This window comes from Rhizobium phaseoli (assembly GCF_010668805.1).
Classification (GTDB): Bacteria; Pseudomonadota; Alphaproteobacteria; order Rhizobiales; family Rhizobiaceae; genus Rhizobium; species Rhizobium phaseoli_A.
Genome location: NZ_WUFT01000009.1, coordinates 74,267 through 93,256 on the forward strand (window position 1 = coordinate 74,267; position 18,990 = coordinate 93,256).

The window sequence follows — 18,990 nt, forward strand, 5'->3', positions numbered from 1 at the left end:
AAAATTCACGAGGGGAAGAGCAATGAAATCAGCACTCAAGAGCGGCCTGCTTGCCTTGGTTGCCGCAGCGCTTCCGGCCGTTGCCTCCGCCCATCCTGCCATCGGTGAAGCCGCAGGCTTCGGCCATGGCTTTGCCCATCCCATGTCTGGCCTTGATCATATCCTCGCCATGGTGATGGTCGGCCTCTTCGCATTTCAGCTTGGTGGCCGTGCCACCTGGCTGGTGCCGACGACCTTCGTTCTGGTGATGGCGCTTGGCGGTGCTCTCGGCGTGGCCGGCGTCAATGTTCCCTTCGTTGAAACTGGCATTGCGCTGTCCGTCATCGTACTTGGCGCGATCGTTGCGCACAACGTCAAGGCGCCGACCGCCGTTGCGATGGGTGTCGTCGGCCTCTTCGCAATCTTCCACGGGCATGCCCACGGCGCGGAGATGCCGGACGACGCCGCCGGAGCCGCCTATGCCGCCGGTTTCATGATCGCGACTGCGGTTCTGCATGCCGCCGGCCTCGGTCTCGGCTTTTTGATCGCCCGTGTTGGCGAGCGGCGGGCGCCCTTCGTCGCCCGGACTGCTGGCGGTCTTGCCGCTGTTGCCGGTGTCGGCATCCTTGCCGGCGTGCTTTAAGTCCAACAGCATTCTCAAACCGAAAATCGTGACGCCCGGCATGCGTAGCGCATTGCCGGGCGTTTTTGCATTGCGGCGATAAAGCGCCGCGGACTTGACCCAAATCAAATCCAGCCATGTTGCGTCGGGCTATATCTGACGCACGATCAACGAACGGACATCCAAATTGACGCAGGGCGGCCTTGCCGGTTGTCGGTGAGGTGTAGCGGTGAGTATAGTAATTTCAGAAATTTCTGAAATCACAGACGCAACGGAAACAATGATGAACCTTCCGCCTCTCGTCCAGTCCTTCGTTCTTCACTTCGGCGAAATGGGATCGCGCTGGGGAATAAACCGCACGGTCGGCCAGATCTACGCCTTGCTCTTCGTTTCCCCCGGATCGCTCTGCGCCGAGGAGATCGCTGAGTCGCTCGGCATTTCGCGCTCCAACGTGTCTATGAGCCTGCGGGAACTGCAGGCCTGGAACCTCGTCATCCTCAAACACAAGCCGGACGATCGCCGCGATTTCTTCACCACGCCTGATGATGTCTGGCTGATACTGAGGACGCTTGCCGAGGAACGAAAGAAGCGCGAAGTCGATCCGACGCTGTCGGTTCTGCGCGAAATCCTGATGCAGCGCCCCGCCAGCGAGGCCGAACGCCACGCGCAGCAGCGCATGAGCGAAATGCATACGCTGATCGAGCAACTGACCCATTGGTATGAAGACGTAAAACAACTTGAAACCGAAAGGCTCGCAACGCTACTCTCGCTGGGCGCGAAAGTGACAAAGTTTCTGGAGGCCAAGGACCGGGTCGTTTCGCTCGGCCGCAGCCGCCGGCCGAATCCTGCGAACAAGAGTTAGCGCCATGGGCACTGCTTTCTTCGACGCGAAGGACAGGGGAGAAACCGAACCGGTGCCGGACGGCGATACCGTCCCGTCCATCACCGGCCCGAATGACGCGAAAAGCGGGCTGCGCAGAGCGGCGATGCTGCAGGCATTGGCGGCCGCGCTCTGGATTCCGCAGGCCGGGCTGCTGGCAGTCTCGATCGGGCGCATCGCCGATGGCGGCGCATTGCAGGACGTCCTCTGGCCAGCCTTGGGTATTCTCTTGCTCGGATTGGCAAGGAGTTGTCTCGACGCGGCTGGCGGCCGCCTGGCTTTTCATGTCGCGCGCGCTGAACTCAGCCGCAGGCGGCGGGTCGCAGCTGCGGCCCTCTCGATATCATCGCCGATCGACCGCGGCAGGCCGCCTTCCGGCAAAGCCGCAAGCGTGCTTGGCGAGCAGGCCGAACTCATCGTGCCCTATCTCGCCCGGTTCCAGCCGGCGCGCATGAAGGCGAGCCTTGTGCCGCTCATCATTCTTGCTGTGATCTTTCCGGTCTCTTGGATCGCCGCGCTGGTGTTGCTGTTTGCCGCGCCGCTGATCCCGATCTTCATGGCATTGATCGGCTGGCGCGCCCAAGCCGCCAGCGAAAAACAACTCGTTGCGACCGGTGGCCTCAACGGTTTCCTGCTCGATCGGCTGCGTGGACTGGCGACGATCCGTGGGCTCGATGCGGTGGATTCAACGGCGCTGCGGCTGCGCCGCGAGGCGCAATCGCTGCGCGTGCGCACCATGGCGGTGCTGAAGATCGCCTTTCTCTCCTCGGCGGTGCTCGAACTTTTCGCAGCACTCGGTGTGGCGATGATTGCCGTCTATGTCGGCTTCAGCCTGCTCGGCGAAATCCGCTTCGGCACTTGGTCCGGCCGGCTAGACCTGACCGAGGGACTGTTCATCCTGCTGCTGGCGCCGGTCTTCTTCGAGCCTCTGCGTGAACTCTCGGCCGTCTGGCACGATCGGGCTGCCGGCGAAGCGGCGCTGAAAGCGCTGGATGCTCTGGCTGCAGAAGGCAGCCTGTCTGTTCGAGGAGCAGCCGAAATCGCACCAGCGGTACCAGCCGTCGCCGAAGCACCGGCCATTCGCCTTGAAAATCTTGCCTTTCGCTATGGCGTCGACGAACCGTTGATCTTTGGCGATTTCGACCTCGATATCGCTGCCGGCGAACATCTGGCGCTTCTCGGGGCCAGCGGTTCCGGCAAGTCGACGCTGCTTTCGCTGATGGCGGGACTGGCGTCCTGCACCGGCGGCCGCATCGTCATCGGTGGCCTCGAACTTACGGATGAGACTGCCGCCCTCTTGCGCGGCGGCATGGCGTGGATCGGCCAGAAGCCGCATATCTTTGCCGGCACCATAACGGGGAATATCGTGCTCGGCAGACCCGGCGTGCTGCGCGGCGATGTGGCCGACGCACTGGATGCCGCGAGACTCGGGAAGGTGGCCGCAGCTTATGGCAATCGGCCGCTCGGCGAGGGCGGGATCGGGTTTTCCGGTGGCGAGGCGCTGCGGCTGGCGATCGCGCGGGCGGCCTGCAATCCGCATCTGAAGATTATCCTTGCCGACGAGCCGACCGCGCATCTCGATGCCGCGACCGCTGCCGAGGTCACCGAGAGCCTGCTTTCGCTCGCCAACGGCCGCATTTTGATCGTTGCCACCCATGATCCGCAGCTCGCCGCACGCATGCATCGCACCATGCGCATCGACGCCGATATCATGATGAGGGAGGCCGCAGAATGAGCAGATTTGCTGCTGATCTCAAGCCGATCCTGGGCCTGTTCTTTGCCGAGCGCCGGCGAGCGCTGCTGCTCGGCGCCGCACTTTCGGCCGTGACGGTGACAGCCGGCATAGCCCTCCTCGGCCTGTCCGGCTGGTTCATCACCGCCACGTCGCTTGCCGGTCTTTCGGCCGCGGCGATCACCTTCGACGTCTTTGCGCCGTCGGCCGGCATCCGCCTGCTCGCCATTGTCCGGACCGCAGCACGTTACGGGGAAAGGCTTGCGACCCATGACGCGACGCTCGGCGTGCTCGCCGCTCTTCGCGAAAGGCTGTTTCGCGGCTTCGCCGAACCGGGTGCGGCGCGCGTCCTTTTGCACCGTCCGGCAAGGCTGCTTTTTCGGCTGACGGCCGATATCGATGCGCTTGACTCCCTGTATCTCCGCATCCTCGTGCCCGCCGCGGTGGCAATCGGCGCAACCCTTGCGTCAAGCCTCGTGCTGGGGCTGATGCATCTGTTGTTCGGCCTGTGCTTCGGCCTTTTTCTCGCCGGTGCCGGCCTCGGCCTGCCTTTGATCGCCGCTCGGGCGGCGCGCAAACATGCCCGCCGGCGTGCCCATGGCATCGAGGCGCTGCGGTCGCGGACGATCGATTTCATTGCCGGTCAGACCGATATCCTGATGGCCGGCCGGCTTGGCGCGCAGAGAGAGGCAATCGCTGCCGCCGATGATTATGCCGCCTGCGCCGACGACCGATTAAACCGTATCGAGACCGGCCTGACATTCGGCTTCGGCCTGGCCGCCACCCTGCTGTTGACGGCATCGTTGCTTGCTGTCGCGGCCCTTGCGGAAACCAAGGTGATCACCGCGCCGGTCGCAGCCCTCGGCTTGCTCGTTGCCTTCGCGGCCGTCGAGCCCTTTGCGGCGTTGCGCCGCGGTGCTCTGGAACTTGGGCGGACGCTGCTTGCGGCAAGGCGCATCGCGCCACGGCTTACCGTCACGGCCGCTTCCGAACCATTGGCGCCGTCATTGCCGGGATACGCCTTTTCGCTGATGGATGTGTCCGCCTTCCATGAAAACTCCTCCGTGCCGGCCCTTCAAGGCGTCGAACTGACGCTCCGGCAGGGCGAGCACCTTGCCGTTGTCGGCAGCAGCGGCGCCGGCAAGTCGAGCCTGCTTGCCGTGCTCTCGGGTGAATTGCCGGCAAAGACGGGAAGCGTCGCCCCGGTAGTGGCGACCTTGCTGACGCAGCGGACGGAACTCTTCGAGGACAGCCTGCGCGGCAATCTCAACCTTGCCAACCCGGAAGCAAGCGAGGCCCGCCTTCGCGAGGCTCTCCTCGCGGCCGGTCTGCTGGCCGATGTCGAGGCGATGTCGCGGGGGATCGATACGCCGCTCGGCGAAGGCGGGCTCGGCCTTTCCGGCGGCCAGTCGCGCCGGCTGGCGCTTGCCCGGCTCTTCCTGCGCGACACCCCGCTCTGGCTGCTCGATGAACCCACGGAGGGCCTCGACGGCGCCACCGCCCGGGATGTCATGCAACGTCTCTCGGCAATGGCGGCAGGCCGCTCGTTGGTCATTTCAACGCATATCCGCCGCGAGGCAGCGATTGCAGACCGCATCGCCGTCATCGAAGGCGGCCGCATTCTAGAGGTTTTGCGCCGCGGAGAGGCGGCGTTCGAAAAGGCGCTCGACCGGCTTCGGCCGGACTGAGCGAGATCGCTTGCCCTCAGGCGCCGGCCGGCGCTGAGGAATGCTCCGTACCCCGTGGGACCGTGGGAGAAAGACAAATGGAACTAGATATCGTCGCACTTTCGCGCTTTCAATTCGCGCTGACGGCGCTTTACCACTTCCTGTTCGTGCCGCTGACGCTCGGCCTGTCCGTGCTCTTGGCGATCATGGAAACCGTCTATGTCATGACCGGCCGCCAGATCTGGCGGCAGATGACGAAATTCTGGGGCACGCTGTTCGGCATCAATTTCGTTATCGGCGTCGCCACCGGCATCGTCATGGAATTCCAGTTCGGCATGAACTGGAGCTATTACAGCTATTATGTCGGCGACATCTTCGGTGCGCCGCTGGCGATCGAAGGCCTGATGGCCTTCTTTCTCGAGGCGACCTTCGTCGGCCTGTTCTTCTTCGGCTGGGACAAGCTGTCGAAGGTCGGCCATCTCGTCGCCACCTGGGCGGTGGCGCTCGGCTCGAACTTCTCCGCTCTCTGGATCCTCATCGCCAATGGCTGGATGCAAAACCCGATTGGATCGGCGCTCAATCCGCAGACGATGCGCATGGAGATCACAAGCTTCTTCGACGTGGTCTTCAATCCGGTCGCCCAGGCGAAATTCGTCCACACCGTATCGGCAGGTTATGTCTGCGCCTCGATTTTCGTGCTCGGCGTCTCGGCCTGGTATGTGCTGAAGGGCCGGCATATCGAACTTGCCAAGCGCTCGATGACGGTCGCCGCCTCTTTCGGTCTCGCCTCGGCGCTCTCCGTCGTCGTGCTCGGCGACGAGAGCGGTTATCTTGCCACCGAGAACCAGAAGATGAAGCTTGCCGCGATCGAAGGCATGTGGACGACGGAGCCGGCACCGGCCGCCTTCACCGCCTTCGGCTTCCCGGATCAGGAAGCGCGCGAGACGCATTTCGCCGTGCACATCCCCTGGGTCATGGGCTTGATCGGCACACGGTCGTTGACAACAGAGATTCCCGGCATCGACAAGCTCGAACAGCAGGCCGAAACCCGAATCCGCGATGGCATCAAGGCTTACGATGCGCTGATGCAGATCCGTGCGGCGCCGGCGCAGGATCAGGTGGCGCAGGAAGTGCGCAGCTCCTTCGAGGATCTCGGCCATGATCTCGGTTACGGGCTTCTTTTGAAGCGCTATGTCGACGATCCGCGCCAGGCGACCGAGGAGCAGATCGCTCAGGCCGCGCGGGATACGATCCCGCACGTGCCGACGCTCTTCTGGTCCTTCCGCATCATGGTCGGCCTCGGTATGTTCTTCATCCTGCTGACATCAACCTTCTTCTGGCTGTCGGCGCGCCGCCGTCTCGACAAATATCCATTGCTTCTCAGGATTGCCGTGCTGGCGATCCCCCTGCCCTTTGTCGCCATCGAACTCGGCTGGGTCGTCGCTGAATTCGGCCGCCAGCCCTGGGTAATCGAAGGCGTGCTGCCAACGGCTGCCGCCGTCTCCAGCCTCGGCGCCGGCACCGTGCTTCTGACCATCATCGGTTTTGCCGCACTTTATACGGTGCTGATCGTCATCGAGATGAGCCTGATGATCAAGGCGATCCGCCAAGGCCCTGAACCGGATGACGAGCCGGAAGCCGTGCTGATTTCCGAAACCCTCGTCCCGGCCGCGGAGTGACCGCCATGATCCTTCACGAACTCATCGACTATGAAACCCTGCGTCTCATCTGGTGGCTGCTCCTCGGCGTGCTGCTGATCGCCTTTGCGACGACGGGCGGCTTCGATCTCGGCGTCGGCACGCTTCTGCCTTTTGTCGCCAGGACCGATACGGAACGGCGCGTGGCGATCAACACCGTCGGCGCCACCTGGGAAGGCAACCAAGTCTGGCTGATCCTCGCCGGTGGCTCCATCTTCGCCGCCTGGCCGCCGCTTTATGCGGTCTCCTTCTCGGGCTTCTATCTGGCGATGTTCGCGATCCTCTTCGCGCTCATCCTGCGCCCGGTTGGATTCAAGTACCGGTCGAAGCGCGAAAGCACCAATTGGCGGACCGGCTGGGATTGGGCGCTTTTCATCGGTGGCTTCGTGCCGTCGCTGATCTTTGGCGTTGCTGTCGGCAATGTGCTGCAGGGCGTGCCCTTCCGCTTTGCCGACGACATGCGGATATTCTACGAAGGCTCGTTCTTTGCCCTGCTCAACCCCTATGCGCTGCTCTGCGGCCTGCTTTCCCTCGCCATGCTGACGATGCATGGCGCGGCCTGGCTGATACTGAAGGCAAGTGGTCCGGTTGCCGAGCGTGCCAGACGCTATGGCAGCATCGCCGCCCTTGCCGCCATCGTGCTTTTCGCGCTTGGCGGCCTCTTACTATGGATCGGCGTTGGCGGTTATCGCATCACCAGCGATATCAGTCCGATCGGCCCTTCCAATCCGCTGCTGAAAACGGTGGCGCTGGAGAAAGGCGCGTGGCTTGCCAATTACACCGCCCATTCGTGGATGATCGCCGCACCCGTCCTCGGCTTCGCGGGCGCGGCTCTGGCCTTCGTTGCCATGCGGGCAAGGCGCGAGGTGATGACGCTGCTTTTCAGCAAGGTGGCAATCTTCGGCATCATCTCGACGGTCGGCCTCTCGATGTTCCCGTTCATCCTGCCCTCCTCGCTCGATCCGCGATCGAGCCTGACGGTCTGGGATGCATCCTCCAGCCATATGACGCTGTTCATCATGCTGGTGGTGTCGGCGATCTTCCTGCCGATCATTTTTGCCTACACGGCCTGGGTCTATAAGGTTCTGTGGGGCAAGGTCGACGAGAAGTCCATCACCGACAAAAACAGCCACGCCTACTGAGGGAGACGACACAATGTGGTATTTTGCATGGATCCTCGGCCTGCCGTTGGCCGCCGCCTTCGCCGTCCTCAACGCCATGTGGTATGAGCTGATGGACGACGCCGCCAGGAAGAAGGCGTCCGAGACGCTGAAGTAGAAAAGCAAAGGGCGCGGGTTCGAGCCGCGCCCTTCTCTCATTGTCAGCCTTCCAGCCACTTCACCTGATCGGGCGTCAGCTTGATGTCGAGCGCCGAAAGACTGTCTTCCAATTCGGCGACGGTGCGCGGCCCGATCAGCGGAACGACCGGGAAGGGCTGGGCGATGACATAGGCAAGCGCAATGTGGATCGGATTGCGGCCGAGCGTGTTGGCCAGTTCGATGGCGCGGTCGCGGCGACCGAAATTCCGTTCGGAATACCAGACCCGCACGACCTCTTCATCGTCTCGCTTGTCGCGGCCCGCGCGATCGGTAAAGAAGCCGCGGCCCTGGCTCGACCAGGCAAAGTTCGGGATCTGCTTGTCGTTCAGCCATTTCTTCCAATCGTCATCGGAGGCGGCGACGCAGCCGGCCCAGATCGGGTCAAGCATCTCGGCGAGCGAGAAGTTGTTGGAAAGCGCCGCCGGCGGCGCCTTGCCGGTCTTTTCGGCATAGGCGATCGCCTCGTCGAAACGCGCCCGCGTCCAGTTCGATCCGCCGAAGATGCCGCGGATGCGGCCGCGTTTGACCTCGGCATCCATGGCATCGACGAATTCGCCGACCGGAACGTCGGTATTGTCGCGATGCATGAAGTAGATGTCAACATAGTCGGTCTTCAGGCGGGAGAGCGACTGGTCGAGCTGTTTTGCGATCATATCGGGATAGCAGAGCGGCGAATGCGCGCCTTTGCCGATCAGCACGATCTCCTCGCGCGGCACGTTGCGGCTCGTGTGCCAGTCGCCGAAGATCGCTTCCGTCTTGCCGGCTCCGTAGACATAGGCGGTATCGAAGACATTGCCGCCGGCCTCATAGAAGGCGTCGAGCGTCAGCGAGGCAGCGGCGAAGTTCGGGAAGAACTCGAAGCCGAGGGTCACGACCGAGGCCGGCTTGGAAATGCCGGGTATCTGGCGCCGCGGAATGCTGTTGCCACGCGTTACCGCGCCGCCGGCAATGTTGGTCGTGCGTTTCGACGCTTTCTCGACCCCATATTCGAGACCGACAGAGGCGCGCCACTGGTCGAGCACGCGCAGGTTTCCGATCGAATCCGCCCAGCTCATGCCGGGTGAACTGAATTCGGTTCTGCCGGCCCGGATGGCATCACCCGCTGCATCCGCCTCGAAGGAATAGAGCCAGCGATCTTCCTTGACCTCGACGGTTTCCTGCTTTCCGCCCTTGAAGATCTCGATCTTGCCGACGCCGCCCTTGTGGCCGGAGGCGAACCAGAAGTCGGCGACTTCGATCCGGCCCTCGGAGCCGATGATGCGCAAGACGTTATCCTGTTGCGCCATGATCGAGCAGGAGACTTCTGCAATGATCTCGTTTGGGAATTTGAGCACGGCGGACGCCCATTCATCGACGCCGCTTTGTCCGAGATGAGCGACACCCGAAACCTTCTCCGGCTCGAGGAAGGCCTTGCCCTCTGCAGCGCCGGCGATCAGTCTCGCCATCGAGACCGGATAGCCACCGACATCGAGAATGCCGCCGCCGGCGGTCTCGTTGGCAAACAGCCGGTGCTCCGGCTTATAGCTGCCCATATTGAAGCCGAAGCTCGAGCGGATGATGCGGACAGTGCCGATGACGCCGCTCTTGATGAGTTCGATCAGCTTCTCCGTCTGCGGATGCACGCGGTACATAAAGGCTTCGCCGGCAAAGACGCCGGCCTTCCTGGCTTCGTAGTAAACGGCTTCGGCATCATAGGCCGAAAGTGCGATCGGCTTCTCGACGAGGATATGTTTACCGGCGCGCGCGGCCTTGATCGCCCATTCGGCATGGCCGGTATGGGGCACAGAGATATAGACGGCATCAACCTCGGGGTCGGAAAGCAGGGCCTCATAACCGTTGACGATGCGGGCGCCGGGGAAGTTTTCTGCAAGTCCCGGCTTGGATGGATTGCGGGTAGCGATCGCCACCAATTTACCGGTGCGCGAATGGGCGACGCCGTCGGCAAAGGTGCGAGCGATGGTGCCGGGGCCGATGATGCCCCAGCGGATCGGTTGATCGGAAGTCATGGAAACCTCTTTCGTCTTTCTGCCTTGGGAGGGGTTTAGCGAAGCCGTTTGCCGGCTCCGTCGAAAAGGAACGTGCGGCTGGCGGGAAGCCCGACCGTCAGCGTCTCGCGATTGCCGACGACGCGCGATTCCGGCCGCTCGATAATCAGCTGCTCGGACCCGATCGCGGCATAGATGTAGCTCGTATTGCCGAGATGTTCGGCGACGTCGATCGCGACGGTGAGATCGGCATCGCCCATGCCCGCATCGACGAAATGTTCGGGACGGATGCCAAGCGTCACCTTCGCACCGGCGTCGATCGGATCGGCGACGGGCAGCGGCAAGCGCATGTTGGTGTCGCTTTCCAGCGCGATCACCGCCCTGCCCGGCTGCGTCTCGACTACTACGGCCTGCAGGAAATTCATCTTCGGCGATCCGACGAAGCCGGCGACGAACTGGTTGGCGGGATCGTCGTAGAGATCGAGCGGTGCGCCGATCTGCTCGATATTGCCGGCGCGCAACACGACGATCCGGTCGGCGAGTGTCATCGCCTCCGTCTGGTCGTGGGTGACGTAGATCATCGTCGTGCCGAGTTTCTTGTGCAGCCTTGATATTTCGACACGCATTTGCACGCGCAGTTCGGCATCGAGGTTCGACAAGGGCTCGTCGAACAGGAAGACCTCCGGTTCGCGGACGATGGCGCGGCCGATGGCAACGCGCTGGCGCTGACCGCCGGAAAGCTGCTTCGGCCGCCGCTTCATCAGCTCGGTGATCTGCAGGATCTCGGCGACATGGCTCACGCGCCGCTCGGTATCGGCCTTCGGATTGCCATTCATCCGCAGGCCGAAGCTCAGGTTTTCCTCGACGGTCAGATGCGGATAGAGCGCATAGGACTGAAAGACCATGGCGATGCCGCGATCGGCGGGCTCGACGTCATTGACGACCCTGCCACCGATCTGAAGCTCGCCCGAAGTAATGTCCTCGAGACCGGCGATCATCCGCAGCAGCGTGGATTTGCCGCAGCCGGACGGGCCGACGAAGACGACGAATTCGCCGTCCTTGACCTCCAAATTGGCGCCATGGATGATCTCAAAGCCGCCGAAGCGCTTGACGATATTGCTGAGTGAAAGCTCTGCCATGCAGCTCCCCGTTTACTTGATTGCGCCGGCCGCGATGCCGGCGATGAAGTGGCGCTGGAGAGCCACGAAGATGACGAGGATCGGCGCCGTTAGCAGCACCGCTCCAGCCATGATGCCGCCCCAGGAGACCTTGGTGAGGCCGATCAGCGTTCCCAATGCCACCGGCGCCGTCATCATTCCCGGTCTGGAATTGATGAGGAGCGGCCAGAGGTAGTTGTTCCACGAAGCGAGGAAGAGGATGATCGCCAGGGCCGCCATGGTCGGGCGCGCCAGCGGCAAGGCGATGCGCAGGAAGATCTGCCATTCCTTGACGCCCTCGACGCGGGCCGCATCGAAAAGCTCACCCGGCATCATCGAGAAGGATTGCCGCATGAACAGCACGCCGAGCGAGTTGAACAGTGGCGGCACGATCAGCGCCACCCAGGTGTTGGCGAGCCGGAATTCGCGCGCAACCATGATGAATTGCGGGATGACCACCACGGAAAAAGGCAGCGTGATCGTACCGATGATGATGGCGATGACGATGGAGCGGCCGACGAAACGGTAACGCGCCAGCGCCCAACCGGCCATCGCGGTCAGCATCACCGACAGGAAAGTATAGATCATCGCGACGCCGACGGAAATCACCATGGCGCCGACGAAATCGGTATCGGCCTGGAGGTTCTTGAAATTCTCGATGAAGTTGGTGGATGGCCAGAGCACGATGTCGGGACTGAAGATGCCGTTGTCGGGCATTGTGGAGAAGACGAACATCATCCAGAGCGGAAACAGCCAGATCACCGCAAGCGGCGCCAGTGCGGCGTGCAACGCGATCCGGCGCATGAGAAGGGATTGCGACCTGGATTTCATTTCGGATCCCTCCCGACCCAGAGATTGAGAAGCGAGATCACCACGGCCAGGGCCGCCATCGTATAGGCGATTGCCGAGGCATAGCCGAAGTTCAGCGAGGTAAAGCCCTGGCGGTAGAGCAACAGGCCAAGGGTCTCCGTGCCGCCGCCCGGACCACCGCGATTGGTAATCAGGAAGGGCTCGGTGAAGAGCTGCATCGTGCCGATCACCGAGAGCACCACGCAGAAGAGGATGATCGGTTTCAGGAGCGGCAGGGTGATATGAAAGAACTGCTGTACCTTGCTCACCCGGTCGAGCGTCGCTGCCTCGTAGACATCGTCCGGAATCGACTGCAGGCCGGCAAGGATGATGATGGCGTTGTAGCCGGCCCAGCGCCATGTGACGGCGAGGATGATCAGCGCCATGGCGGCATTGGCATTGTCGAACCAGGACACCGGGCTGAGGCCGACGGCGGAGATCAGCTTGTTGATGATGCCGAAATCGAGGCTGAACATCAGCCGGAATACCGCTGCATAGGCGACCTCGCCGACGACGACAGGCGCGAAGAAAGCAAAGCGGAAGAGTGGGCGCGCTTTCAAGAGCGGCGAATTGAGCATCACGGCCATGACGGTCGCAAGGCCGATCATGACAGGCACCTGGATCACCAGGATGATCAGCGTGTTATAAAGGGCGTTGTAAAAGGCCGGGTCGTAGAACAGCCGCCCCCAATTGGCTTGGAAACTGTATTTCCACGGGTTGATGCGGGTGTTCTGAAAGGAAATCAGGAACGAATTGATGATCGGCCAGACCCAGAAGGTGGCAAAGACCAGCAGATAGGGTGCAAGGAACGCATAGGCGCTCCGGGTTCTGAATGGCATCGAGCCTCCTCCTCACGAACGAATGACCGGCCGCCTTGCAAGCCGGGAGAATGCCGGGCGCCGAAGCGCCCGGCATCGTCATTCATTGTGCCACTGGAAGCCCGGTCGCCGAAGCGATCTGCTTGGCGGCATCGTCGAGGGCTGCCTTCGCATCGGGATAACCGCCGGCGAAGAATTTCGTCTGCGTTGCCTTGAAGATCGCTTCGGCATCGCTCTGGAAAGCGGTGCCGCGGCTCGGCACGATCTTCGGCAGCGTCGCCAGGATATCGGCCCAGACCTTCTGGCCGCCCCAATAGGGCTGCGGTTCGCTGATGAAGGGGTCCTTTTCAGCCGAAAGCAGTGATGGCACCAGACCGAATTCCTTCAGCATGGTGATCTGGCCCTCATTCGTGCCGAGGGCGTAGTTGACGAATTTCCAGGCTGCTTCCTTGTTTGCCGAGGTCGCCGAAATGGCGAGCGACGAACCGCCGAGATTGGCCGCATGCGGGCCGTCGGCCGTCAGGCTCGGCATCTTGTAGACGCCCCACTTGCCCTTGAGATCGGGAGAGGTCGAGCGCACGGTGCCCTCATACCAGCCGCCATACAACTGGCTTGCGGACTTGCCGGCGGTATTGGCCTGGATCTTTTCGTCCCAGTTGGCCGCCGTCAACGTGCCGGCGTCCTTCATTTCCTTCACCTTCTGAAGCGAGGCGACGCAGGCCGGCTGGTTGATGGTGATATTCTGACCGTCGGTCGAGTAATAGCCGCAGCCCTGTTCGTTGGCGATCATGCGAAACCATTCGCTGTCGCCGTTGAAATCGGCCTGGGCCATGACGACGCCGGGATTGGCGGCGGAAATCTTCTTGCCGGCGGCGATGAAATCGTCCCAGGTGCTGATCGTGCTTGGATCGACGCCCGCCTTTTCGTAGAGATCGCGGCGGTAGAAGACGGCAACGGGACCGGAATCCCACGGCATGGCATAGGCGACGTCGCCGACCTCAAGCTCGGTGCGCTTGAAGTCAGGGAATTTCGCCTGGATCTCGGGCGTGTAGCCGAGTTCCTTCAGATTGGCAAAGCAGTCCGGGAAACGGCTCCAGAAAATTTCAGCCTCGAAATTCTCGATGCTGACGATGTCGGGCAGGCCGTCGCCGCCGGCGGCGCAGGCAGCGAGCGTCTTGTCGAAAACCTGGCTGTTTCCAAGGTCCTCGACGGTGATCTTGATATCGGGGAACTGTTTGTTGAAGCCTGGAATCGTGGACTTCAATGCCGACGCGGCGACATTCCAGCTCCAGATGGTGAGATTGGCCGACTGCGCGAATGCGGAGCCGGAAGCAAGCAGTGCGACAGCTGCGGTGGCAGCCAGAAGTTTGAAGCGCATTGAAAATCCTCCCTTTTCAATTGCCGATCTTTCACGAACCCGGTTAAACTAACTGTCAGGGAGCGGCTGTCTCCTAAAAAGGGAATATGGATTTGGCGGAAAGTAAGATGGGCACACGTGCGATCTATCAGCCCGGGGCTAGCAGCATCGAGGGATTGCCGACGGCGCTGCAAATGTTTCATGATCATCCGCCAATCATGGCCATGCCGCACTGGCACGCGCAGGTCGAGGTTAACTACGTGATTCGCGGAAGCGTGCACTATCGCATGAGCGACCACGAGTTCCGACTGAACGCCGGTGAAATGTGTCTCTTCTGGGGTGGGCAGCCGCATCAGATGGACGAATCCTCCGATGATTCGCTCTATGCCGGCGCGCATCTGCCGCTCGTCTATTTCTTCCGGCTGCGCCTGCCCATCAGCATTTCCAGTCGGCTGATGAAGGGCGAGACGCTGCTGACTTCGGCAACGGATGCCGCAGACGTCGACAACTTTGCCCGCTGGTTCCGTTATGCCAACTCAGGCAATCCCGCTAAGGCCCAGCATGCCGTCGACGAACTGCTGCTGCGCATCGAGCGCATCGCGCTCGAACCCTATTCGATGACGTCGCAGGCGGCCATCCATCTCGACGGCGATCACCCGCATTCGCATTCCTCGCGCAGCGTCGCCCGCATGTGCGATTTCATCGCCGCCAATTTCCTGCACGACATCGATTCGGTCGATATCGCCCGCGCCGCCGACCTGCATCCGAAATATGCGATGAACCTGTTCAAGCGATCGACCGGCATGACGCTCAGCAAATATGTGACGCTGTTGCGGCTGTCGCGCGCCCAGGCGATGCTGATGAGCGAGGGCGCCAACGTGCTGCAGGTGGCAATGGACAGCGGCTTCGGCTCGATCAGCGCCTTCAACAAATCCTTCCGCCACATCGCCGGCATGTCGCCATCGGACTTCCGCCGCGATATTCGGCTGGTGACGACGATCCCCGCCGGCGCCTTCCGAAACTAGCAGCGCCTAAGGCGGCGGCAGAATGCGCACATTTTCTGTGCAAGTGCATGCACTACGCATTTGCAATGAGAGCTGATGCCAGAAAACCCTCAATAAAATCAATTATTTACAGTTTGGCACGCACTTTGCTTCGATAGTTGCAGAGTTGGTGGCTAGGGTTCCGGCGTCGCAGGACGTGCTGGTCCGAGAGCTACCACCGGCGGGGGAGACATCCCGTCGGGTGCACGGCGGGATAAAAGCCCGGGAGACCTCGTAAGCCAAGGGATTGGCGGCACGATGGTCATTGCCGATCCCTTTTGAAGAAAAGCAAAGGGGAATTTCAATGCAGACTTTTTCGAAGATCCTATCGATGGCCGCGCTGACGGCATCCCTGACGCTCGGGCTCAGCGCCATCGCGAAGGCCGAACAGAAGACCGATTTCAAGGTCGCCTGGTCGATCTATGTCGGCTGGATGCCGTGGGGTTACGCAGCCGATCACGGCATCGTCAAGAAATGGGCCGACAAATACGGCATCAAGATCGAGGTTACCCAGTTCAACGACTACGTCGAATCGATGAACCAGTATACCGCCGGCGCCTTCGATGCCGTGACGCTGACCAATATGGACGGCCTGTCGATCCCGGCGGCCGGCGGCGTCGACACAACAGCCGTGATCGTCGGGGACTTCTCGAACGGCAATGATGCCGTCATCCTCAAGGACAAGACGAGCCTTGCCGACGTCAAAGGCCAGAACGTCAATCTCGTCGAATTCTCCGTTTCGCACTATCTGCTGGCCCGTGCGCTGGAGAGCATCAAGATGACCGAGCGCGATGTGAAAGTGGTCAACACCTCCGATGCCGACATGGTCGCCGCCTACAAAACGGCTGACGTGACGGCGGTCGTCACCTGGAACCCGCTGGTTTCGACCATACTCGAGGACCCCACGGCCAAGAAGGTCTTCGACAGCTCGCAGGTGCCGGGCGAAATCATCGACCTGATGGTCGCCAACACAGGCGTGCTGAAGGACAATCCGAATTTCGGCAAGGCGCTCGCCGGCATCTGGTATGAAACCGCGGCACTGCTGACCGCTGACAGCGCCGACGGCAAGGCCGCGCGCGAGGCGATGGGCCAGGCATCAGGCACCGATCTCAAGGGTTTCGAATCCCAGCTTGCAGCCACCAAGCTGTTCGCCAAGCCGGCCGATGCCGTCGCTTTTACAGCCTCGGGCAGCCTGCCGAAGACGATGGATCTCGTCCGCAGCTTCCTGTTCGAAAAGGGCCTGCTCGGCAGCGGCGCGCCGTCGGCCGACGTTATCGGCATCGAAATGCCCGACGGCAAGGTTCTGGGCGACAGCGGCAACATCAAGCTGCGCTTCACCGAGACCTACATGAAGGCGGCCGCCGACAGTTCGCTCTGAGCGATGTCCAAGCAGCGGTGCGGTCCTGACCGCGCCGCCCAACCTTTCATCAGCGGAGCTTTGCCCATGCGCTGGATCAACACGAGGCCGAGCCGGGGCGCGCAGCTTGCCTTGACGCTGCTGCCCTTCGTGCTGCTGATCGTTGCCTACACTTTCGGCTCGGCGGCACGACTGGCGGAAAACGCCAACGACAAGCTGTTGCCCGGTCTTGCCGGTTTTGCCGACGCGATCGACCGTCTTGCCTTCATCGCCGATCCGCGTACCGGCCAATATCTGCTGTGGTCCGATAGCGGTGCGAGCCTGATCCGGCTGTTTGCCGGCCTCGGCATCTCGACGATCACTGCGCTCGTCATCGGCATGTTGATCGGCATGCTGCCTTATCTCAGGGCGCTGCTCTCCCCCTTCGTCGCCGTCATCTCGATGGTGCCGCCGCTGGCGCTGCTGCCGATCCTCTTCATCGCCATGGGGCTTGGCGAAGCCTCGAAGATCGCGCTGATCGTCATCGGCGTCGCGCCGACGATGATCCGCGACCTTGCGCTGAAGGCACTGGAACTGCCGCGCGAACAGATCGTCAAGGCGGAAACGCTCGGCGGCTCCTCCTGGCAGATCGGCCTTCGCGTCGTGCTGCCGCAGATCCTGCCCCGGCTGATCACCTGCCTCAGACTTCAGCTCGGTCCGGCCTGGCTGTTCCTGATCGCAGCCGAGGCGATCTCGTCGGATTCCGGCCTCGGCTACCGCATCTTCCTCGTGCGCCGCTATCTCTCGATGGACATCATCTTTCCCTATGTCGTCTGGATCACGCTGCTCGCCGTGGTCATGAACTACATCCTCGATCACATCCGCATCGCCGTCTTCCCCTGGTCGGAACTGGAGAAGCAGGCATGAGCGAACTGGTGATCGAGAAGGTCTGGAAGGAGTATGGCGACCAGATCGTACTCGAAGACGTGTCGCTGACCGTCGCCTCGCGTGCCTTCGTCGCCCTTGTCGGCCCGTCCGGCTGCGGCAAGACGACGTTTCTGCGCATGCTGCTCGGCCAGGAACGGCCGACACGGGGCGCAATCCGGCTTGACGGCGAAGCGCTGCCGCAAGAGCCGGGGCCGGACCGCGGCGTCGTCTTCCAGCGTTATTCGGTCTTTCCGCATCTGACCGTGCTCGGTAACGTGCTGCTCGGCCGCGAGCTTTCCACTTCGCGCTACAAGGCAAAGCTCTTCGGTGCTGCCCGACGCAGCGCCGTCGATGAGGCACGGCGGCTGATTGCCGAAGTCGGCCTTTCCGGCGCCGAGGACAAATATCCGGCACAGCTTTCCGGCGGCATGCAGCAGCGCCTAGCGCTGGCGCAGGCGCTGATCATGAAGCCGAAAGTGCTGCTGCTCGACGAGCCTTTCGGCGCGCTCGATCCCGGCATCCGCGCCGAGATTCACACCTTGATGAAGCGGCTCTGGCACGAAACGCAGATGACCGTCGTCATGGTGACCCACGACATGCGCGAGGCCTTCACGCTGGCAACACGCGTCGTCGCCTTCGAGCGCCGGCGTGACCGCCCGGAGGAGAAGCAGCGCTACGGCGCGACGATCACCAAGGATATTTCGATTTGGCCGCCGAGACTTGCCGGCGCGCCGCCCGTCTTCAGCCCCGACCGGGACGGCCCGGCTTCCAGTCCGTCAGGAGAAAAACCATGATGCATGTCAGGCGTTCGCCCGAAGAGATTGCCGCTAACCGGCAGCGTTACGAGGAACATCAGAAGAAGGGGCTGGAATTCGCACCGAAAGCCCTGCCGGCGCCGAGCCCCCTACCCGCCCCTGCAATCGAAGCTGCTGTGATCATCCATCAGGAAACCATCCCCGGCGGCTGGTACTGGTCAACCGCGCTGAAGCGCGGCGAGGCGCTCCGCATCGATCAGGGCGAAGGCGCATCGACCGTTGCGCTCGTCGCCTGGAACGCTGCCGACACCAGCGAGCGGCTCAATCTCGTCGACACGGTCAAGGTGCAGTGGACGACTGCCCTCGGAAAGGGCCGCGTTATCTTCTCGGATATGGGCCGGGTGATGTTTTCGCTGATCGAGGACAGTTCGGGCGCCCATGATTGCCTGATGGGCGGCTCGACGGCAGCTTCGAATGCTGCGAAATATCCGGGCGCCAAGACGCGCAACACCCGCGACAATCTCGTGCTCGCCGCCGGCAAGCTCGGCCTCGCCAGGCGCGACATTCCCGCGGTTCTCAATCTCTTCGCCCCCGTCCGCGTCGATGATGACGGCGGCTTCCACTGGCACGGCAAGCGCTCCAACAGCGGCGATTATGCCGAGCTGCGCGCTGAGATGGACATGATCGTCGGCTTTTCGAATTGCCCGCATCCGCTCGATCCCGACCCGGTCTATCAGCCGAAGCCTGTTATCGTCACGCGCTTTCGAGCAGCAGCGCCTGCAGTCGACGACCTGTCCCGCACGGCGACCGCCGAAGCTCTTCGCGGCTTCGAAAACAACGCTTCGATGCTGGCCTGAGGGAGGATGA

The 18,990-nt window shown here is 62.1% G+C and carries 17 protein-coding genes and 1 riboswitch; of the genes, 12 read left to right on the plus strand and 5 right to left on the minus strand.

Going from position 1 to position 18,990, the window contains the following annotated elements; genetic code table 11:
• Positions 1–22 precede the first annotated feature (22 nt).
• From GR197_RS15505 to cydX, 7 genes are all read left to right on the plus strand, one after another.
• Positions 23–622 carry a HupE/UreJ family protein gene (locus tag GR197_RS15505; protein ID WP_164011036.1) on the plus strand — a complete coding sequence of 200 codons (600 nt, stop codon included), beginning with the start codon at positions 23–25 and terminating at the stop codon, positions 620–622.
• Positions 623–884: 262 nt separating this feature from the next.
• Complete coding sequence (locus GR197_RS15510; protein WP_164011038.1) at positions 885–1,463, plus strand: GbsR/MarR family transcriptional regulator; 579 nt, start codon at positions 885–887, stop codon at positions 1,461–1,463.
• A gap of 4 nt (positions 1,464–1,467) precedes the next feature.
• On the plus strand, positions 1,468–3,216 hold the full coding sequence (cydD, locus tag GR197_RS15515; protein ID WP_164011041.1) for a thiol reductant ABC exporter subunit CydD: 1,749 nt from the start codon (positions 1,468–1,470) through the stop codon (positions 3,214–3,216).
• Positions 3,213–4,901: an amino acid ABC transporter ATP-binding/permease protein gene (locus tag GR197_RS15520; RefSeq protein WP_164011043.1), complete on the plus strand. Its 1,689-nt coding sequence runs from the start codon at positions 3,213–3,215 to the stop codon at positions 4,899–4,901. The genes cydD and GR197_RS15520 overlap by 4 nt, the downstream gene beginning before the upstream one ends.
• Positions 4,902–4,978: 77 nt before the next feature.
• The gene (locus tag GR197_RS15525) at positions 4,979–6,559 is read left to right on the plus strand and encodes a cytochrome ubiquinol oxidase subunit I (RefSeq protein ID WP_164011045.1); all 1,581 of its coding nucleotides are present in this window, start codon (positions 4,979–4,981) and stop codon (positions 6,557–6,559) included.
• Positions 6,560–6,564: 5 nt separating this feature from the next.
• Entirely contained in the window at positions 6,565–7,719 is a 1,155-nt protein-coding gene (gene cydB, locus GR197_RS15530) for a cytochrome d ubiquinol oxidase subunit II (protein WP_164011047.1), read from the plus strand.
• A 13-nt stretch (positions 7,720–7,732) separates the two neighbouring features.
• Complete coding sequence (gene cydX, locus GR197_RS15535; protein ID WP_063844316.1) at positions 7,733–7,855, plus strand: cytochrome bd-I oxidase subunit CydX; 123 nt, start codon at positions 7,733–7,735, stop codon at positions 7,853–7,855.
• Between the two features lie 43 nt (positions 7,856–7,898).
• Here cydX and GR197_RS15540 read toward each other — a convergent pair whose 3' ends face one another.
• The 5 genes from GR197_RS15540 to GR197_RS15560 all read right to left on the minus strand — a co-directional run bounded on the left by GR197_RS15540 (position 7,899) and on the right by GR197_RS15560 (position 14,083).
• On the minus strand, positions 7,899–9,902 hold the full coding sequence (locus GR197_RS15540; RefSeq protein WP_164011049.1) for an aldo/keto reductase: 2,004 nt from the start codon (positions 9,900–9,902) through the stop codon (positions 7,899–7,901).
• A gap of 35 nt (positions 9,903–9,937) precedes the next feature.
• A complete protein-coding gene (locus GR197_RS15545; protein WP_164011051.1) occupies positions 9,938–11,020 on the minus strand; it encodes an ABC transporter ATP-binding protein in 1,083 nt (360 codons plus the stop codon).
• 12 nt (positions 11,021–11,032) lie between these two features.
• Complete coding sequence (locus tag GR197_RS15550) at positions 11,033–11,869, minus strand: carbohydrate ABC transporter permease (protein WP_164011053.1); 837 nt, start codon at positions 11,867–11,869, stop codon at positions 11,033–11,035.
• The gene (locus tag GR197_RS15555) at positions 11,866–12,726 is read right to left on the minus strand and encodes a carbohydrate ABC transporter permease (RefSeq protein WP_007637285.1); all 861 of its coding nucleotides are present in this window, start codon (positions 12,724–12,726) and stop codon (positions 11,866–11,868) included. The genes GR197_RS15550 and GR197_RS15555 overlap by 4 nt, the downstream gene beginning before the upstream one ends.
• A gap of 82 nt (positions 12,727–12,808) precedes the next feature.
• Positions 12,809–14,083 carry an extracellular solute-binding protein gene (locus GR197_RS15560; protein WP_164011055.1) on the minus strand — a complete coding sequence of 425 codons (1,275 nt, stop codon included), beginning with the start codon at positions 14,081–14,083 and terminating at the stop codon, positions 12,809–12,811.
• A gap of 86 nt (positions 14,084–14,169) precedes the next feature.
• Here GR197_RS15560 and GR197_RS15565 point away from each other — a divergent pair, with 86 nt between their 5' ends.
• From GR197_RS15565 to GR197_RS15585, 5 genes are all read left to right on the plus strand, one after another.
• A complete protein-coding gene (locus tag GR197_RS15565) occupies positions 14,170–15,087 on the plus strand; it encodes a helix-turn-helix domain-containing protein (protein WP_164011057.1) in 918 nt (305 codons plus the stop codon).
• Positions 15,088–15,228: 141 nt separating this feature from the next.
• A riboswitch (guanidine-I (ykkC/yxkD leader) is annotated at positions 15,229–15,336 on the plus strand.
• Between the two features lie 73 nt (positions 15,337–15,409).
• The gene (locus GR197_RS15570) at positions 15,410–16,483 is read left to right on the plus strand and encodes a putative urea ABC transporter substrate-binding protein (RefSeq protein ID WP_164011059.1); all 1,074 of its coding nucleotides are present in this window, start codon (positions 15,410–15,412) and stop codon (positions 16,481–16,483) included.
• A gap of 66 nt (positions 16,484–16,549) precedes the next feature.
• A complete protein-coding gene (locus GR197_RS15575; protein ID WP_164011061.1) occupies positions 16,550–17,368 on the plus strand; it encodes an ABC transporter permease in 819 nt (272 codons plus the stop codon).
• Positions 17,365–18,162, plus strand: coding sequence for an ABC transporter ATP-binding protein (locus tag GR197_RS15580; protein ID WP_164011064.1), 798 nt, complete (start codon positions 17,365–17,367; stop codon positions 18,160–18,162). The genes GR197_RS15575 and GR197_RS15580 overlap by 4 nt, the downstream gene beginning before the upstream one ends.
• Complete coding sequence (locus GR197_RS15585; RefSeq protein ID WP_164011066.1) at positions 18,159–18,980, plus strand: urea amidolyase associated protein UAAP1; 822 nt, start codon at positions 18,159–18,161, stop codon at positions 18,978–18,980. The genes GR197_RS15580 and GR197_RS15585 overlap by 4 nt, the downstream gene beginning before the upstream one ends.
• Positions 18,981–18,990: the final 10 nt, after the last annotated feature.

Bases quoted from the DNA above. Each gene is read 5' to 3' on its own strand.
- GR197_RS15505 (WP_164011036.1), top strand. From the start codon at position 23: ATGAAATCAGCACTCAAGAGCGGCCTGCTTGCCTTGGTTGCCGCAGCG.
- GR197_RS15510 (WP_164011038.1), top strand. From the start codon at position 885: ATGAACCTTCCGCCTCTCGTCCAGTCCTTCGTTCTTCACTTCGGCGAA.
- cydD (WP_164011041.1), top strand. From the start codon at position 1,468: ATGGGCACTGCTTTCTTCGACGCGAAGGACAGGGGAGAAACCGAACCG.
- GR197_RS15520 (WP_164011043.1), top strand. From the start codon at position 3,213: ATGAGCAGATTTGCTGCTGATCTCAAGCCGATCCTGGGCCTGTTCTTT.
- GR197_RS15525 (WP_164011045.1), top strand. From the start codon at position 4,979: ATGGAACTAGATATCGTCGCACTTTCGCGCTTTCAATTCGCGCTGACG.
- cydB (WP_164011047.1), top strand. From the start codon at position 6,565: ATGATCCTTCACGAACTCATCGACTATGAAACCCTGCGTCTCATCTGG.
- cydX (WP_063844316.1), top strand. From the start codon at position 7,733: ATGTGGTATTTTGCATGGATCCTCGGCCTGCCGTTGGCCGCCGCCTTC.
- GR197_RS15540 (WP_164011049.1), bottom strand. From the start codon at position 9,902: ATGACTTCCGATCAACCGATCCGCTGGGGCATCATCGGCCCCGGCACC.
- GR197_RS15545 (WP_164011051.1), bottom strand. From the start codon at position 11,020: ATGGCAGAGCTTTCACTCAGCAATATCGTCAAGCGCTTCGGCGGCTTT.
- GR197_RS15550 (WP_164011053.1), bottom strand. From the start codon at position 11,869: ATGAAATCCAGGTCGCAATCCCTTCTCATGCGCCGGATCGCGTTGCAC.
- GR197_RS15555 (WP_007637285.1), bottom strand. From the start codon at position 12,726: ATGCCATTCAGAACCCGGAGCGCCTATGCGTTCCTTGCACCCTATCTG.
- GR197_RS15560 (WP_164011055.1), bottom strand. From the start codon at position 14,083: ATGCGCTTCAAACTTCTGGCTGCCACCGCAGCTGTCGCACTGCTTGCT.
- GR197_RS15565 (WP_164011057.1), top strand. From the start codon at position 14,170: ATGGATTTGGCGGAAAGTAAGATGGGCACACGTGCGATCTATCAGCCC.
- GR197_RS15570 (WP_164011059.1), top strand. From the start codon at position 15,410: ATGCAGACTTTTTCGAAGATCCTATCGATGGCCGCGCTGACGGCATCC.
- GR197_RS15575 (WP_164011061.1), top strand. From the start codon at position 16,550: ATGCGCTGGATCAACACGAGGCCGAGCCGGGGCGCGCAGCTTGCCTTG.
- GR197_RS15580 (WP_164011064.1), top strand. From the start codon at position 17,365: ATGAGCGAACTGGTGATCGAGAAGGTCTGGAAGGAGTATGGCGACCAG.
- GR197_RS15585 (WP_164011066.1), top strand. From the start codon at position 18,159: ATGATGCATGTCAGGCGTTCGCCCGAAGAGATTGCCGCTAACCGGCAG.